This window comes from Algoriphagus halophilus, from assembly GCF_900129785.1.
Taxonomy (GTDB): Bacteria; Bacteroidota; Bacteroidia; order Cytophagales; family Cyclobacteriaceae; genus Algoriphagus; species Algoriphagus halophilus.
The window spans coordinates 108,954-127,239 of record NZ_FSRC01000004.1 but is presented as its reverse complement, the minus strand read 5'-3'; the positions used below and the strand labels follow the sequence as shown (position 1 = coordinate 127,239).

At 38.1% G+C, this 18,286-nt stretch carries 14 protein-coding genes; 5 read left to right on the top strand and 9 right to left on the bottom strand.

The window, feature by feature from the left end; translation table 11 throughout:
* Positions 1-259: 259 nt before the first annotated feature.
* On the bottom strand, positions 260-496 hold the full coding sequence (locus BUR11_RS19500) for an AtpZ/AtpI family protein (RefSeq protein WP_074226715.1): 237 nt from the start codon (positions 494-496) through the stop codon (positions 260-262).
* Positions 497-639: 143 nt separating this feature from the next.
* Here BUR11_RS19500 and porW point away from each other — a divergent pair, with 143 nt between their 5' ends.
* The 3 genes from porW (at position 640) to uvrC (ending at position 7,441) form a co-directional block, all read left to right on the top strand.
* Positions 640-3,264: a type IX secretion system periplasmic lipoprotein PorW/SprE gene (gene porW / locus BUR11_RS19495; protein ID WP_074226714.1), complete on the top strand. Its 2,625-nt coding sequence runs from the start codon at positions 640-642 to the stop codon at positions 3,262-3,264.
* 2 nt (positions 3,265-3,266) lie between these two features.
* Positions 3,267-5,573 (top strand): penicillin-binding protein 1A, encoded by a 2,307-nt coding sequence (locus tag BUR11_RS19490; protein WP_074226713.1) that lies wholly within the window; start codon positions 3,267-3,269, stop codon positions 5,571-5,573.
* A gap of 62 nt (positions 5,574-5,635) precedes the next feature.
* A complete protein-coding gene (gene uvrC, locus BUR11_RS19485; RefSeq protein ID WP_074226712.1) occupies positions 5,636-7,441 on the top strand; it encodes an excinuclease ABC subunit UvrC in 1,806 nt (601 codons plus the stop codon).
* A gap of 17 nt (positions 7,442-7,458) precedes the next feature.
* Here uvrC and porN read toward each other — a convergent pair whose 3' ends face one another.
* The 8 genes from porN to BUR11_RS19445 form a co-directional block, all read right to left on the bottom strand.
* A complete protein-coding gene (porN, locus tag BUR11_RS19480) occupies positions 7,459-8,274 on the bottom strand; it encodes a type IX secretion system ring subunit PorN/GldN (RefSeq protein WP_084561106.1) in 816 nt (271 codons plus the stop codon).
* A 30-nt stretch (positions 8,275-8,304) separates the two neighbouring features.
* On the bottom strand, positions 8,305-9,912 hold the full coding sequence (porM, locus tag BUR11_RS19475; protein ID WP_074226711.1) for a type IX secretion system motor protein PorM/GldM: 1,608 nt from the start codon (positions 9,910-9,912) through the stop codon (positions 8,305-8,307).
* Positions 9,913-9,950: 38 nt separating this feature from the next.
* Entirely contained in the window at positions 9,951-10,754 is an 804-nt protein-coding gene (porL, locus tag BUR11_RS19470) for a type IX secretion system motor protein PorL/GldL (RefSeq protein ID WP_074226710.1), read from the bottom strand.
* Positions 10,755-10,814: 60 nt separating this feature from the next.
* A complete protein-coding gene (gene porK / locus BUR11_RS19465; protein WP_074226709.1) occupies positions 10,815-11,909 on the bottom strand; it encodes a T9SS ring complex lipoprotein PorK/GldK in 1,095 nt (364 codons plus the stop codon).
* A 177-nt stretch (positions 11,910-12,086) separates the two neighbouring features.
* On the bottom strand, positions 12,087-13,067 hold the full coding sequence (locus tag BUR11_RS19460; RefSeq protein ID WP_074226708.1) for a PorP/SprF family type IX secretion system membrane protein: 981 nt from the start codon (positions 13,065-13,067) through the stop codon (positions 12,087-12,089).
* Positions 13,068-13,143: 76 nt separating this feature from the next.
* Positions 13,144-13,917, bottom strand: coding sequence for a uroporphyrinogen-III synthase (locus tag BUR11_RS19455; RefSeq protein ID WP_074226707.1), 774 nt, complete (start codon positions 13,915-13,917; stop codon positions 13,144-13,146).
* 30 nt (positions 13,918-13,947) lie between these two features.
* Entirely contained in the window at positions 13,948-15,066 is a 1,119-nt protein-coding gene (locus BUR11_RS19450) for a DUF4271 domain-containing protein (RefSeq protein ID WP_074226706.1), read from the bottom strand.
* A 2-nt stretch (positions 15,067-15,068) separates the two neighbouring features.
* On the bottom strand, positions 15,069-16,772 hold the full coding sequence (locus BUR11_RS19445) for a BamA/TamA family outer membrane protein (RefSeq protein ID WP_074226705.1): 1,704 nt from the start codon (positions 16,770-16,772) through the stop codon (positions 15,069-15,071).
* Between the two features lie 43 nt (positions 16,773-16,815).
* Here BUR11_RS19445 and hemW point away from each other — a divergent pair, with 43 nt between their 5' ends.
* Together hemW and BUR11_RS19435 are read left to right on the top strand one after the other, a co-directional pair.
* A complete protein-coding gene (hemW, locus tag BUR11_RS19440) occupies positions 16,816-17,937 on the top strand; it encodes a radical SAM family heme chaperone HemW (RefSeq protein WP_074226704.1) in 1,122 nt (373 codons plus the stop codon).
* Positions 17,938-17,950: 13 nt separating this feature from the next.
* Positions 17,951-18,262 carry a DUF721 domain-containing protein gene (locus tag BUR11_RS19435; protein ID WP_074226703.1) on the top strand — a complete coding sequence of 104 codons (312 nt, stop codon included), beginning with the start codon at positions 17,951-17,953 and terminating at the stop codon, positions 18,260-18,262.
* Positions 18,263-18,286 lie beyond the last annotated feature (24 nt).

The window sequence follows — 18,286 nt, the reverse complement described above, 5'->3', positions numbered from 1 at the left end:
CCCAATAATTTTATCTGAATTAAGCTCTCAGGGGAACTTTTCAATAACAATTTGCTAAGAAACCCTATTAAATAAGACATGATCGCGACAAAACACAAAATCCCCCAAATCTTTTCATGGACCACCTGAGGGAGGATTTGCTGCAAGAGAAAAATGAGCAGAGAAATGATCCCGGTAAACATAAAAAAGCGGACATGAAAGTTCTGAAGCATGACGATTTTTGAAATTTGCTGCAATTTACTCCAAAAAATGAAAATGGTTATTCATCCTGCTTTAGCATATTCCAAAGTTGATAGAATGCAATGGCGATCGAAGCAAAACAACAAAGCAATAGCCAAATAGGAAACTTCATTTCACTCTTTGACTGTATCCACCAACCTAAAAAAGTACCTGCACCGATGATTCCGAATAATTGGAAAGACAAACCTATGTATTTCACGAATACTGGTGTTTTGGTCTCTTTTGAATCTTTTCTAGCTGGTTTTTGGGATTCCATAAATCATTGGATGAGTTTAAAATTAACCAATTATTGTGGCTTAAATAGATCAGTTCCACCATCAAAAAATATTTGATTGCATAATCCGTTCTATAAGTAAGCCAAAAAGCCTATTTTGGTGTGGAAATTGGGCAAATTGATTCATGATTAAAATTTCGAGGTTGGCATTGGTCTTATTAATTTTTGCCTTTGCCTGCTCTTCTGAGCGAAATACCTTTACAAACCGTACTTTTCATAATTTAACCTCGCATTTTAATGCGTATTACCTCGCTGATGTCAAAATCAAAAATGTAGAAAACTTAGTTAAAAGCAATTATAAGGAGGATTATACCCAAGTCCTGCCTGTCTTTATCCCCATTGACTCCACCTCTATTCAGGAATCTGCTGACACCTTGCAATCTGCTCGAGAATTGGCTTCTAAAGCAGTGGAATGGCACCGCATCAGTAAATGGGTCGATGATAGCTATTATTTATTAGGCAAGATCGATTATTTACAATCACATTTCGATGATGCCCAAAACACATTTAAATTCGTCAATGTCAATAGTAAAGACAAAGATCTCCGACATAAGACCTTGATTTCACTTTTGAAGCTCTATGTGGATTTGAAAGAATTTGAAAATGCCAATTTCACCATTGATTATTTATCTAAAGAATCTGGAATCAACGACGAAAACAGATACCAACTCTATCGAACACTGGCCTATTATTATGAAACTAGAAATGATGCCAATGGCGTAATCGGAGCCTTAACAAAAGCTTTGGATTATGTAGACGATAACAAAGAAGAATCTCGCATTAACTTCATCCTTGCACAACGTTATCAAAAAGCCGGTTTGGATGCGCTGGCTTATGACTTTTACAACAACTCCCAAGATGGGAACCCTCCTTATGAGCGAAGCTTTTTTGCGCAGCTTTACGCCCAACAAGTAGCTGAGTTGAATGCGTCGAAAGACCTTCGTAAGGTGAGACGCTATTATGAAGATTTATACAACGACCCCAAAAACAAAGATCTCAAAGATGTTGTCGTTTATGAAATGGCCCTTTTTGAAGAAAAACAAGGAGACACGCTCAAGACACTTCAATTATTACATCAGGCAGCCAAAGAGCCTGGAAGTAATCCGCGTCAAAAAGGGTATATCTATCAAAAACTTGCTGAAATCAACCTCGATAATTATAAAGATTACAGAGCCACCAAATATTATCTCGATAGTGCATTAACCTTCATTAAAGAAACTGACCCAGTTGCAGAACAGATAAATGAACAAAAGGAAACACTGGATCATTATGTTTTTCATCTAGAAAGAATCACATCCAATGATAGTCTGATTAGTTTGGCTCGCTTATCTCCTGAGGAACAAAAGGCCATTGCAGAGAATTTTATAAAAAAAGAAGAGGAACGTTTGCTCGCGGAAGCCGCGGCAAAACAGGAGCCCGAAAGCAACAGCATTTTTGACAACCTGTTGGCATTCAATGACCGAGGGTCCGGCTCTACTTTTTATTTTGATAATTCTGTGGCCATGCAACAAGGGACCATTGAATTTTATCGGGTTTGGGGAAATAGGCCCATTCAAGATAATTGGAGAAGAAGTGCTGCAAGTTTTCAAAGTACTGAGCCTACCATTGCTGCACCCACTGAGACCGATTCTACAGGGGTGGATGAAGCTGCTAATCCATTAAATCAGTTACCGGATTTAGAAACTCTTCTCGCACAGATCCCAAGCTCTGAGGAAGATATTTCCAAATTAAATCTTGAGCTGGAAGAATCTTACTTTGAATTGGGCAAGCTACTTTACTTTGAATTAGGGGAAGTAGAATCCAGTATTGAAAATTTAGAAACCTTGGTTAGAGAATACCCTAATTCTAGTAGAAAACCTGAAGCCTATTACTTATTATATTTAGGCCAGAGAGATCGGGGTGGGAATTTCCAACAATATATCGGGAGGCTCAATAATGAATTCCCGGATTCTCAATACACCTACTCGGTAAATAACCCAGAAGCCGCTTCAGGAAATCTCGCCTACTTGGCATCCTCTAAAAATTACGAGTTGGCCTATGATGCCTATTACAAAGGTGACTATAAACAAGCCCGTGAAATTATCGTCAATACCTTAGAAGAATATCCATTAACCCGAAATACGGAACGTATTTTATTGTTGGACATCATGATTACCGGGAAATTGGAAAGCCGCCAGCAATACCGCCAGCGACTGGAAGCCTATATCCAAAACTCAAAAGATGAAAATCTGATAGAATTGGCAAGAAATATGCTTAGACCCATGATGTCTAGTGAAGAACTCGCTTCTCTAAATAAATCAGATAGCACTGCATTAGATTCTGCAAATTTGGCGAATCCCGATTTATCCAATAATGAAGGACTTGAAAACCTACCAGAATCACCTTACAAGGTCAATGAATCGAGTACACATATCTTTGTATTGGTAATGAGTCCAGATGAAATGGAAAATGCAGAAGGTTTGTTAGGAGACTTAGAAGCTTTTCATACTAAGAATTTCCAAAACGCTAGGTTACGAACCGGAAATATGAATATGAATAGTGATCATGCTATTTTTATTATTTCCCCTTTTAGCAATGCGGAAAAAGCAAAAGCGTATTACCAGTTGTTTTTAACGGATTTTAAGTCCAATGAAATCACAGAAGAAATAAAAAATGATTCTTTTGTCATTTCAATTGAAAACTTCCAACAACTGAATAAAACAAAGAATTTAGAAGAGTACAGGACTTTCTTTAAGTCAGTTTATAAGTAATTATGAGTAAAAATTCAAAACCTGAATCCTCTGGCTGGGCCAAAAAAATAGTCAAATTCATTTGGCTAGCCTTTGTGGCTGGTTTTTTTGGTTTCATCCTTTTCGTGTGGATGGTGAGCATCAATTTTCTGGGCTTATTCGGTACTTTACCTGATTTCAAAGCGCTTGAAAATCCAGAAAGTGAATTAGCATCCGAGCTATATTCCTCAGACGGAGTATTATTAGGGACCTATTTCAGAGAAAATAGAAGTCCTGTCACCTATGAGGAGCTTTCTCCGAATTTGGTTCATGCCTTAATTTCTACTGAAGATGTAAGGTTTGAAGACCATTCTGGGATTGACATGATCGCTATGATGCGAGTATTTGTCAAATCCATCTTACTTGGACAAGATGCAGGTGGGGGTTCAACATTGAGTCAGCAAACTGCCAAAAACCTGTTTAAGACTAGAACTGATGCCTCTCAAGGTGCCTTAAGCTCTGTTCCTGGGCTAAGAATGTTGATCATCAAGACCAAAGAATGGATTGTAGCCACTCAATTGGAAAGAGCCTACACAAAAAACGAAATTCTTACACTTTATTTAAATACATCTGAGTTTGGATCGAATGCCTATGGTATCAAAACAGCATCCAAAACTTTCTTTAATAAAAGCCCTGACGAATTGGATGTACAGGAAGCGGCTGTTTTAGTCGGGTTGTTTAAAGCACCTACCTATTATAGCCCAGTTTACAATCCTGAAAATTCCTTAAGAAGGAGAAATACGGTTTTGTACCAGATGGTTAAAAACGACAAGTTGACCGAAGCAGAATTTGATTCCCTTTCCCAATTACCAATCGAATTGGATTACAATGTGGCCAACCAAAACAAAGGATTGGCAACCTACTTTAGAGAAATTGTCAAAGCAGATTTGATCAGATGGGCGAAAGAAAACTTGAAATCTGATGGCACCTCCTATGATCTATATGGGGATGGATTGAAAATTTACACCACCATTGATAGTAGAATGCAACGATATGCTGAAGAGGCAGTGGCCGAACACATGGCAACTCTTCAAAAAGCATTTTATAAGGAAATGGGAAATAGAGACCCTTGGGTTGACGGAGACAATCGAGTAATTCCAAACTTCATTGAGGACGCAGTCAAAAGAACTGAAGCTTACAGACTGTTGAAAATCAGATATGGAAATGACACTGATTCCATTGATTTAAAACTCAATGAAAAGAAGAAAATGACAGTTTTCTCCTGGGAGAAGGGAGAAATCGATACGCTCATGAGTACCATGGATTCATTGAGATATTATAAGAAATTCCTTCAAACTGGATTTATGAGTATGGACCCCCATACCGGTCAAATCAAAGCATGGGTAGGGGGAATGGATCATAAATATTTCAAATTTGACCATGTTAAAAGAGGAAAGAGACAACCAGGATCAACATTCAAACCATTTGTTTATGCCGCAGCAATAGAAAATGGTTACAGTCCATGCTATTCAGTAATAGACCAGCCGGTGGAAGTCTTTATTCCTGGGCAACCAACTTGGAGTCCTTCCAATGCTGATGGAAAATTCACTTATGAAAAAATGACCATTCGTAAGGCGATGGCCCAATCGGTCAATTCCATTACAGCCTACATGATGAAAAAGCTGAGTCCTAAAATTGTGGTAGAAACTGCAAGAAGATTAGGAGTTACCAGTGACTTAGAAGAAGTACCTGCCTTAGCATTAGGTGTTAATGACGTAAGTATTTATGAGATGGTGGGCGCTTTCGGAACCTTCGTAAATAGAGGAGAACATACTACGCCTTTTTACATAGATCGAATTGAGGATAAAAATGGCAATGTCATTCAGCAATTCACCGCCAAAAAACGTCCTGCTATGAGCGAGGAGCATGCTTATTTGATGACTTACATGCTCAGAGGTGGATTTGAGGAAGAAGATGGTACCAGCCAGGGTGTTCCATGGTCTTTAAGAGAAGGAAATGAATTAGGTGGGAAAACTGGAACCACACAAAATGCCTCTGACGGATGGTATATGGGTATCAGCAAAGACCTTGTTAGCGGCACATGGGTTGGAGGAGACGACCGAGCCATTCACTTTAGAAGTTGGATTGCAGGACAAGGAGGCAGAACTGCCCGACCTATTTGGGTGAAGTACATGGAAAAAGTCTATGCTGATAAAAGTTTAGGCTATACCAAAGGCCCATTCCCAAGACCTGAAAGACCATTAAGTATTGAAATTGATTGTGATGTTTATGAAAAAGAAAGTCAACGATTCGCAGACTTTGATTACGATGCGAAAAAGAATGATTTCTAATTTCATCAAACACTAGCTAGAAAAACAGCCTAAATCCAAGGCTGTTTTTTTAATTTTAGGACATGCAGGCATCTTCTTATACACCCGAAGAACATTTATCACTCCCTGATCAACCGGGAGTTTATCGATATTTCAATTCGGAAAACGAATTGATTTACGTAGGTAAAGCCAAAAGTTTAAAAAAACGGGTCTCCAGCTATTTCAATAAAAATTCAGGAGTGAATCTCAAAACCAAAAGAATGGTTCGGGAAATCAAAAGAATTGAGATTACGATTGTAAACAGTGAGTTTGATGCACTTTTACTAGAAAATAACCTGATCAAAAAAACTCAACCAAAGTACAACATCTTACTTAGGGATGACAAGACTTATCCCTACCTGCTGCTCCCCAATGAGAATTTTCCTAGAATCTTTCAGACAAGAAGGATGATTCCTAAAAAAGGTACTTATTATGGCCCTTTTGCGAGTGTGAAGGCCATGAACAATGTGCTTGATTTGATACGAGAGTTATTCACCATTCGAACCTGCAATCTGGATTTATCTCCTTACAAAATCGCTGAGGGGAAGTATAAAGTTTGTTTGGAATACCACATTGGGAATTGCCAGGGGCCTTGTGTGGGCCTTCAAAAAGAACCAGATTATTTGAAAGATTTGGAGCATGCCAAACATATTCTTAAGGGGAATCTAGGGATTGCCAAATCCTATTTCAAAAATGAAATGCAGCATTATGCTGAAAACTTGGAATTTGAAAAAGCACAAAAAACCAAGGAAAAGTTAGATCTACTAGAGAAATACCAAGCCAAATCATTGGTTGCCAATCCTAGTATTTCAAATCTGGATGTATGTACGATTGTCACGGATGAAAAAGCTGCGTATGTAAACTACCTGCGGGTAAAAAATGGAGCCATGAACGTCTCCAAAAACGTAGAATTGAAAAAACGTCTGGATGAAAATGAGGAGCAACTCCTCATTACAGCACTTGTAAGACTTCAGGATCAATTTCAAAGTGATGCCAACGAAGTCTTAATCAATATTGAATTAGAAGAGCCCATTGAAGGATTAAACTTGATCTTACCTAAAATTGGAGATAAGAAAAAGTTGGTAGAACTTTCATTGAAAAATGCACTTTATTATAAGAAGGAGAAAGCCTTATTAAAAGGGCTTAATGAGGATAAAAAAGATAGGGTCATTAAACAGTTACAACAGGACTTAAGTCTTCCTGAAATCCCTGATCACATTGAATGTTTTGACAACTCTAACATCCAAGGGACTAATCCAGTTGCCAGCATGGTTTGTTTCCTTAATGGAAAGCCTGCAGTAAAAGAATACAGGCACTACCACATCAAAACGGTCATAGGTGCAAATGATTTTGCAAGTATGAAAGAGATCGTAACGAGAAGATATAAGCGACTATTAGAGGAGAACAAGCCCATGCCTAAGTTAGTGGTCATTGATGGAGGAAAAGGCCAGCTATCCTCCGCAGTAGAGGCTTTACAAGAGCTTGGCGTTTATGGAAAGATGCCCATTATAGGGATCGCAAAAAGATTGGAAGAAATTTATTTCCCGGGTGACTCCTACCCCATTCACATTGATAAAAAGTCGGAGAGTTTAAGACTATTGCAGAGAATTAGAGATGAAGCACACCGTTTTGCTATTACTTTTCATAGAAAGGTCAGAAGTAAGAACGCATTTGGAACTCAATTGACTGCCATTCCGGGAATTGGAGAAAATACTGCCAACAAACTCCTTTCCCATTTTAAATCAGTCAAAAAAATCAGTGAAGCTACCCAAGAAGAAATAGCCTCTGTAATTGGGGCCAGTAAGGCTCAAAACTTATTCGATTGGATAGCAAAAAATAAAGGGGCTTAAAAGCCCCTTTTTATTTTTTACCACTCCCAAAGAGTGTTTTCGTATTCTAAGAGTTTATACTCAAACTCAAGTGAGTTGATATAAGCCTGTACTTCAGGGTTAGGACTATCCGCATCCACTAAGTCGGCTATCAATGCTTCATCCGGATTTGTAAATCTTCTAACGACAGATCTAAACAATCTAGATTCAAAGGCCTCATCATAAGTCAAGCTTTTTGATAAGTTCTTGAAATTGATCCATCTAGCCTCTGGATGATCTTTGAAGTAATTATAGAAATCTTTGTATCTGATATATGCGATTGTCTTCTGACCTGCGTTTGAATTCGTCTGAGAAGGCATCACCAACTCAAGGTATTTGATATCAAACACCATATCAGAATGATGCTTATCAAACACAAAGTCCTCTTTAAAATCCAAATAATATAATTGCTTGACAAAGATGCTATCGCCTGTGGCATTTAACCAGAAATTATCCTGGAATTCTGCGATAGACATCGGTTGGGTAAAATCTTCATCTGCAAAAACTTCTAGCGCATTTTCATCCACTACCGCTTTGTAGATATAATTGATAATCCCATTCTTTTTTGCATCACCTGATCCATATAGAGCAAGATTATACTTTTCTCTAAGATCAATTCTTCTCCAAACCGCAATTTGATACATTTTATCATCCTCACGAATTCTTTTCGCAGAGAAGATGGTATCCATATCAAAGGTCCGATCACCATACCCGGATGGAGTCACACTAGTTGCAATTTGAGCTTCACTTGCCAAAGGGGCAATTGCTGCTGCAAAAAGCAAGGATAAGATCAATTTTGGAAGGAAATTTTTCATAATTATTTTATCTGGATTCGTAGGGAATTCTTACTTCACTCCGATACGAATAACTTTATTCAACGTAGAAGGAATTTTATTTCCTCTAAAATTAGTCCTAGTTACTTGAGTAACCACGATTACAATGTCATCACCAGCTCTAGCACTTTCCATTAACTGTCGCATGGCAATGCTATTTCCATTGGCAATTTGAGTAGTTTGTCGTGGCACATCATTTCTAAGTAATCTTACTTCCCCACCAGTTACTTCAAAGTTAGCATCCTTAGCCATGGTTCTACCGAAAGTAGCTTCAGGTTTTGCCAACACTTTCAGACCGGTCAAAGAGCTGATTGTTTGAGCTTGACTTACATCCAATTCAGATCCATTAGATGCTGCTGGAACTAAAGAAGGTTCTGGAACTGGTTTAATATCATACGTTACATCTCCAATTTTATTGCCTCCTGAGCTTACTCCAATGGTAACTTTTCCAGAAGCTCCTGGAATGACAGTTAATTGACCTGGAGTATTTCCTTTAATAGACTGGCCATTTGTAAGGCTGAAGTCTGGAGAATAGGTATTACCTAAAGCAGGAACTTCAATCAATAATTCATTCGCACAATCTGCGTAAAGTTGCTGAACTACCTCAGAAGAAACTTTAATTACAGGCTGAGCAACGTAGTATTCATATTCCACAGGAAGAACTTTATCTTCTCCACCAACATTGGTCACGATTTCACCTTTCAATACTCTTTTAGCAAGTCCTCTGTCGTCATATTGAGACGCTGGAGTCACTGTAAAATCAATCTTACCAAATCCATTTTCTACAGGTACCGAACGTCCATCAATTGTCATCTGTGGAGCAGCTGCGGAGGAACTGGAAGCAATAAACATATCTCCTTCAAACTTGGTACCGGCAGCAACCACATTGGAAGTAGCAGCAATTCTTGCTTCAACGATATCTGCCTTGAAGTAGAATGTACCAATTGAACTTGTGATTTGAGCCAAAGCTTCACTTTCAATATTTAAAACTTCATTTTGATATTGTGAAATTAATGCCATCACGGCTCCCACTGGGGATTTCACGAAATTCAATGCAACAAAGTCCTTATTTCTTACTTCCCGATCATTCGCAAAAAGCGGAATTTCACCTGCATCCTTTGCAATGGGTTGGAAAGACATATCAATTCCAATTCCACTTAAAATCTGGGAAATTTGAGTTGGATACTCATTCAATCTTCCCTTCATTTCATCACCTTTGCCATTGTTGGCAAACATGTTTCCTGGAATTTCAGTATTCTTCAAACTTGAACTAACGAAGTTTCCTTCTTCATTTTTGGCATTTGATTGAGTAATCAATTGCTGCTTCAGTTCTTCTAAATAAGAAAAGATTTCTTTGGTAGCCTCTCTTACTTCTTTAGCTGCTGCTACTTTCGGAACATCTTTTTCATTATTCCCTTGCTGTTCTACGGTGGACTCGATAGAATTTACGGTAAACTCATTCTTAGAAATATAATTTCTAGAAGTTCGCTCCATACCGTCGTTTAGCAATACAAATTTCTGGAGAATCTGGTTACTTACCTGGAGGGCCAATAGGGCCGTCAAAACCAGGTACATCATCCCGATCATCCGCTGTCTAGGTGTCTCTTTAGCTCCTGCCATCTTTAATTTTTTAGTCTATTCTAGATGATTGAGTATAATTAACCTTTCATAGCGGATAACATTCCACCATAGATTTTATTCAATGAACTTACATTTTGATTAAGCTTAGCCAATTCATTCTTGAAGGCTTCAGTTTCTTTTCCGGCTTCAGTAAGACCTTCCATAGCAGCAGTCATATTTGAATAGAACTTATTCAAAGTTTTCACATGGCTATTGGCGTCCTGAAGTTCCATCTCATATACCGCATTCAATGCAGAAAGATTTTTAGTTACCGTCTGAACTTGATTATGATATTCCTTAGCATCCTGAGAAGCAGAGGACATTTCAGTCAAAGCTGCAGCAGTTTTACTATATGAAGCGTTCATGTCTACCAAAGTTTTAGCGGCAGATTTAACATTCGTTGCATATTCATTGGTTGCTACAGCGGCATCAGACAGATTGCCCATTTTCTCTGCAGAAGTAGCAAGATTTTGCATTCCTTTTCCTAGGCTTTCGATCAATTCTGGACCAACTTTGGCATTGGCTAGCATTTCATCCAATTTTTGAGATACGCTATCGCCAGATGCAGCCCCTGCTGAAGCTTTTTTATTACCTGGAGCACCGCCAGCTAATTCAGGATATACTTTAGACCAGTCAACTTCTTCTTGACGAGGTTCAAAAGCAGAAAGAAAGAAGATCGCAGCCTCTGTTGTAAGACCAATCGTGATCATCAAGTTACCTCCAGCCCAATCCAAAATTTTGAACATCGCTCCGAGAATAACTACTGACGCACCAATACCATAGATTTTTGGCATGATGCTGCCGTAAAATTTTGACTTAAATGAATTGCTGTTGCTAGCCATGAGTAATTTTGTAATTAAGGTGTTAGGTTTTTAATCGTGGAATTATTTATGTGTTTGGTATTATCTTTTTCTTCTTCTTGATGATTTTACATCCATAGATCCAGATCGACCAATAAATGTCATCACCGTTCTAAAACCAATGTGAGCTTGCGCCACATCTTCATATTCATAGGTTCTAGTACTAGTTTCCAAGTAATGCGCAATATCTTTCCAGCTTCCGCCTCTTACGATTTTTCTAGGCTCACTAGGAATATCATAAACTGGGTTCAAATCCCATGTTATGGCACTGGACGTAGCTGCGTAGGCATCTAACACCCATTCTGCAACGTTTCCTGACATATTATAAAGGCCAAAACCATTAGGAGCAAAAACGTCTACTGGAGCAGTATATGGAAAACCATCATCAATGTAGTTACCTCTTCCTGGTTTGAAGTTAGCCATTAAACATCCTCTCTTGTTCTTAAGATAAGGACCACCCCAAGGGTATTTAGCTACATCTTTTCCACCTTTGGCAGCATATTCCCATTCTGCTTCTGATGGTAACCTGAACGGCGTTAGATCATATTCAGATTCATCGTTAGCTCTCATGTGATAAGTTCTCCACTCACAATATTGCTTGGCTTGATCCCAAGAAATCCCAACTACTGGATAGTTGTCAAATGCTGGGTGATCAAAATAGAATTCCATCAGCGGATCTCCATAATGGTAAGAAAAACTAGTGGACCAAACTGTAGTATCTGGTTTTAACTCATCCAAATTAAAAGTTGGCGGCTCCTTTAAGGTAGTTGGAGTACCTGTTTCCAATTGACCGCTTTTAACAGCTTCCAAGAACTGGCGGTACTTATTATTGGACACCTCGTATTTATCCATAAAAAATTCCGAGATGGTAATCTGCTTATTCATCGAAGATTGAGTATAGGCAATATCTTCATCAGATTGTCCCATCCAAAATGTTCCCGCTTTAATCGGAACCATATCATATGGAAGGTTTTGTTGCCAACTTTCCCTTTTAGGAACTCCGGTTACTTCTCCTCTTCTATTAGCCTTTTCGCTGGCAGATCCTTTCTTATTAAAAAGACCGCAGCCAGGTAATAGTGTCGCTACTGCCAATCCTAACGTGATCGGTAATAAACGAAAATTCATTTTTTTATACATAAATGACGTTTTTGAGTTCATCAAATTAGTGCCCAATATACTATAGTCTCAAGCTTCGAAATTTAGCTGAATTTGGCTCAATAATGCAAATAACCTGCCAAATTTTCCAGCTACGGTTTCGTCAGGTTTAAGTTTCAATTTTCCTGCCTTTTTTAGGAAATTTCACAATCCAGTATTCTAGAATCTAAATCGTGGAGTTCTTTGAATAACTCTTTCTACTTGTCTGCTAACATCAGACAAAGTATATCTGAGCATTAACTCATGACTAGTAGGAGCTTTTGCTTCTACTCCACCCACCACTAAATCAAAAGCATAACCCAATTTTAAGGAATTATCCTTTAAAATACTGTAACCAAGGATAAAAGAAATGGATTCTTGCCCTCTAAAGGCCAATCCACCACTTATTTTATTTTGGTGTGTAGCAATAACGCTTACATCATAGGAAAAATTATTAAAAGAAACTGTCTTTAATAAAAAACTAGGTTCAATCGCTAATTGTCCTATTGGTCTGAATCTATAACCAAACAATAAATAAGAATGATTTTTCAATTGATTGGCATAGGATCCATCTCCAAAATCAAAGTTAGGTTCATTTAAATGCCGACTGCTTAAGCCTACATAATAATCTCCTCTATCGAATAGAACCCCGGCTCCAATATTGAAATTCATTTGGCTTTCTTTACCTGAAGTAGGCAAATTAGGCTCAGGATTCACCACGATCAATTCACCATAATCCAAGGAACTGGAAAACATTCCAAAAGAAACTCCTACACTGATATTAGATCTATTTATCTTTTTGTGATAGGCTCCCTGAAGGTTGACTTCCAAATTTGAACTCGCTCCAATATTATCATTGACTATGTTTATACCATAACCTATGTTTTTGGAATCTAATCTGCCTTGTGCAGTTAGCAATTGGCTGACAGGCGCTCCTTGTTGACCAGAAGAAGTACGGTAGTTTGCCCATTGAGATCGATGGAGTGCAGAAAATCTAAACCCTCCATCCTTTCCTGCAAAGGCAGGATTGTAATACATCCCATTATACATGTATTGTGTAAACTGGGCATCCTGTTGAGCAAGCACCGGAGAAACTCCGGCATAGATGGCGATTAAAACAAGACTACTTAAAAAGTACTTCCAATGGCCGCTATGAATCATTTGAGCGTGGTTTTTTCGAATCTGAAAACTATTGTAATGATTTAAACTGAAAAACCACAGAAATTGATTCTAAGATTTACAAATTATTCGCCTTTTTGATATAAAGCTCCAAAGCTCCAGTCATACTTGGCGCATTTGGAAGCGGTGCTTCAATGTCCAAAATCAGGTCCAAATCCCTTACCGCTTTCGCAGTAGTTGGACCAAAGGCTGCAATTCTTGTCTTACCCTGAACAAAATCAGGGAAGTTTACTTTTAAGGATTTTATTCCAGAAGGACTGAAAAATGCCAAGATATCATACTTCACATCTGCCAAATCAGATAAATCTGCAGCAAGGGTATGATAAATAATTGCTTCAGTAAATGCTATACCATTCTTTTCCATGTAATCAGGAATTACATCTTTTCTGATGTCGGAGCATGGGAACAAATACTTTTCAGACTTATGCTTTTTGAAGTAATCAAATAAATCTTCTGCGGTCTTTTGACCTACGAATAACTTACGCTTACGGATTACAATATACTTTTGAAGATAATGAGCAGTCTGATCAGAAATACAGAAATACTTCATTTCTGCCGGCATTTCGATCTTAAAGTCTTTACATATAGCAAAGAAATGATCTATCGCATTCCTGCTAGTAAAAATAACAGCAGTATGCTTTAAGATATCAATCTTTTGTTTTCTAAACTCTTTGGGAGGAACGGGCTCCACTTTAATGAATTGTCTGAAATCAATCTTTAAATTATACTTCTCTGCCAACTGAACATAAGGAGAATTTTCGCCCGCTGGTTTTGGTTGAGAAACAAGGATACTTTTTACTGGTCTTAACCTGTCTTTGCTTACTGCACTCATGCTGTTTATTATGCTTTGATCATCCAAATCTTACTGACCTAAAACCATGACCCATTTAGCCATGATTAAAAAAGGCACTAATTCTGCGATGCAAAGGTAAGTAAATAAATGATATTTCTTAAAGCTTAGTCTATTCATCATAATTATAAAAAGACCGAATACACCTATAATGTAAAGCCAGAAAAACACTGACAATGAGATGCCTATCGCCTCTTTTGCAGAAGAAAATTCGTTCACTAAAAAAAATGCAATTATTAAGACAAATCCAGTAATTCCTAACACTACAAGTCTTAATAGATAAAAGAAATGAGCAAACTCTAATCTTCTTAAATCAAATAAATAGGCAACTATCCTTATACCAATAAATTTCAGAATGGTAATTATGAAAAACCCAATTGCCCCAAGGCCCCATAAAATCAATAAAGATTGAAAGTCAATTCCTATCCAAGTTTCCAACCATACTTGTCTATAAAAGACCAACCCGATAACCGCAACCAAAGAAGTCATCAAATTGACTAGAAGCAGGTAAAACAATACATCAGAAGAAAAAAATTTCTGTAGACTTCCAGAGTCAGAAAAATCCTCAGCAGTCAGTAAGGATTCCGGCCGAATAATAGATGAAAATAAATAAGGATAGGCAACCTTATACACCGCCAAAATCACTAAAATGATCAACACGGCCACAAAATAAAAATCTCTTAAGTCTTGTCGGTCAAATCTTCTGATCTCTCCCACCTGCTCATTTACCCTACCCATGTCCTGGGTATTCGCTGTAGGCTGCAAGATTTTTTGAATTTTGGCATCACCGATTTCAATCCCTTTTTTGAAAACTGTCAATTCCAGATCTTTCTCATCAAATTCATTGGCCAGTTCAACAATAGGTTTTGAAAATGTAGTATCCCCATTGGCATAAATCCACAATTTTTCTCCAATAAATACGACCGATTTTTCCGGAAATGAAAATGAGATATTAGCCAACGGAAAGCTGGTCAAATCCAGCTGGAGAACCAACCGGTCATTTGGGCGGATCCAGGTTTCATCTTTCCCTTTTTCCCAGGAAGAACTGTAATCCTGCAAAACCTGAGCAGATGTTGATGTTACACCCAATAGCAGCCAAAAAACTATAAACAGAAATACGTTTTGCTTCATACTCAAAACCTGGCCAGATAACCAAAGTGAATCTTGGAATAAGAGAAAGACAAAGGTTGCAAATTAGATTTACCTAATCCATAAATAAATCTAAAAACTCCATTGCCAGTCTCTAAATTTATGCCAGCCCCAAATGAAACAGGGAAATCATCCTCCTTTTCCAGGATTGGGTTTTTTAAAAACCCAACATCCGTAAATATCATTAGATAGGAGTCCTCTCCAAAAAAAAGACGCTGTTCCATATTGAGATAGCCATAGTTTTTAGCATAAAAGAAGTTTTCATTGAAGCCTCTTATGGTTTTGAGTCCTCCTAATCTGAAAAGGTCGTTTATGAATAGACTTTTGTTTCTGACAAATCCTGAACTACCTCGAAACCACATTCCCCAGCTTTTTTTGATATACAAATGTTTTTCTAACTGAATGGTAGCAACAAGCTGTGGTGTATTCAAATCAATATTTTGATATGCTTCCTCTGGAATTCCAGTATTTTGAATGATCCTTTTATTCCCTGCAGCAAACTCAGCCTGTAACCATATCCCTTTTCTTGGAGAAAAAAGGCGGTCCAAACCATTATAATCAACTCCAATACCGTATACATTCCAACGGAAATCTGCCAAATCTGGCAATTCCTCCACATCTTGGTAGGCTACCGTTGAAATCAAATCACTGGCCTGCCGTTTTGTAAAAAATTGAATGGTAGACTTATTGGAAATTTGATAATCAAAATCTATCCCAAAATACCGGTTTAGAAAGGTACTGTCTTGTTTTAGTAGATTAAAAGCCAGAGAAATGTGAAGGGGTGAATTAAACAGAAAAGACTCTCTTGCACTTAGGTTTAGAGATTGGGTCTCTTTATTCATCCGCTGCCAGTGAACCGCAATATTCCTTCCTTTTCCTCCCAAATGGTAAAGTTCGAGATCCAGTTGACCTGTGACCAATACTTTTCCTGGTTCATTCTCATTGGGCAGCAATCCTATCACCCCATCCATCACGTTGACATTCCTATCTCTTAGATAAAATATGGGGCTTGCTTTTTGAGTCCTAAAAGCAAGTTCTGGGGATTGGGAAAGTTCAAAATAAGGAGACCTGGAAAGCACCTGACTAGCATTCTCAAACTCTTCTTGTGAAAAAAACCCTCCAACAGGAATTCTAGTCAGATTCTGAAGGTATTTAGCTTTGGTTTTTGTGGAACCAAGCACCTGAACCGTATCCCAGCGTATCAAGGGACCCGGATCTAAATTTGTACTAGCATAGATAATTTCGCCTTCCCTCATCAAACTATCCAATTTCAGGGAAGCAAAAGGATATCCTTTATTTTCTAACTCTCTTAAAATAGTTTTGCTCCATTGATTCCAAGCCATAAAACCGGATTCTGGAAGCCCATACTCCACTACCAATTCTTCAGGAAGGTTTCCTTTTCCTATTTCTTTCAAAATAAATTTAGCCCCCAAATTTAATCGGGCTGATAAAGAATCAATCCTTTGAGTAGAAAAATCCCAGTATGCGGACAAATACCCCTTTGAAAAAAAATCCGCCAATATCGAGTCTAATTCTTGTTCCCTTTCCAACTCATTCGGAAATTCTTTCCAATTTTGGCGATAAGAGGAATCTGAACTCTCCCATTTCAACCACAACTTGGTTTGACCCCAAGAAATTGTCGAGATCAATAGCATCAGGCTGAGCATGAAAAAAAAGGTCTTTTTCAAGGAGAAAAGGGATTGAATACATTCACAAAATAAGAGAAATACCTTGGCTGGCATCTACATCCATATTCCATTTTGCAAACAGGCTTGTCATTATTGTGACTTCCATTTCAGCACAAATCTGAGCAGAATGGAAGAAATGGTCAGCAAAATAAACCGAGAACTGATCCTAAGAAAAAATTACCTGAAAAATTCAGCCATTGAGACGGTATATTTTGGAGGAGGCACCCCCTCCCTCTTAGAAAAAGGGATGATAGACTCCATACTCAATACGATCCAAAAACACTTTTCTTGCGATTGGAAAGAGATTACACTAGAAGCCAATCCAGATGACTTAAGCTCGGAAAACTTGAAAGGATGGAAGGATCTAGGTATTGACCGCTTAAGTCTTGGAATTCAAAGTTTCAATCAAGAAGTCCTACATTTCTACAACCGGGCTCATACAGCGGAAGAATCCCGACTTGCGATTGGTAAAGCCAGAGAGGTGGGATTCCAAAAGTTCAGCATGGATTTGATTTATGGGTACCCTTACCCAGATCACTCAATTTGGGAGTCCGACTTACAAGAGGCAATAAAATTGGACCCTGGACATATTTCTAGTTATGCCCTAACAGTAGAAGCCAAAACAGCCCTGGGAAAATGGGAAAGAGAAGGCAAATTCACTGAGGCTGATGAGAATTTTATTGCAGAGCAATTCGAAATGCTGCAAGAGCATACCGAAAAATCGGGCTTTATTCAATATGAGATCTCTAATTTTGGGAAACCTGATCAATTTGCTTTACACAATACTAATTATTGGAAAGGCATTCCCTATTTAGGGGTAGGACCTAGTGCACATTCATTTGATGGTGCCCATAGAGGAGCAAACCCTAGAAGTAATGCGAAGTACATAAATACATTGGATCAAGACATACTCCCCTTTGAGTCTGAAATATTGAGCAAGGAAGATGTTCTAAACGAATACCTGCTGACTGGTCTCCGAACCATATGGGGAATAAATTTTGAAAAAATCCAACAGGAGTATCAACTAGACCTATTGAATGAGAAAAGAGAAATTTTAGAAAAAATGAATCTGGAAGGCTGGCTAATATGGAACGGCAATACCCTATCTTTGAGCAGAAAAGGAAAACTACTTGCTGACAGCATCGCTTCCGCCCTTTTCATTTAAAACCTTGCAACCCATGAATAACAAAAATCCTTTTGGCAGAAAAAAAGAAGTAGCCCCCTTGGAATCAGCATTTAAGGATTTGCTAAAAGCCTACCGCCTAGAAGATAAATTTCAGGAGAAAAGTGTGGTTCAGTCATGGCCAGAAATCGTTGGGAAAACTATAGCGGACAGAACATCATCTGTCTTTATCAAAGACAAAAAGCTTTTTGTAAAATTGACTTCCGGCCCTATCAAGAAGGAACTTCAGATGAATAAGGCAAAAGTTATTTCTTTAATAGAAACGAAATTTGGTCAGGGAGTTATCGTAGACTTAGTATGTTTCTAATAGAAATTAGCACTTCTGTCTAAA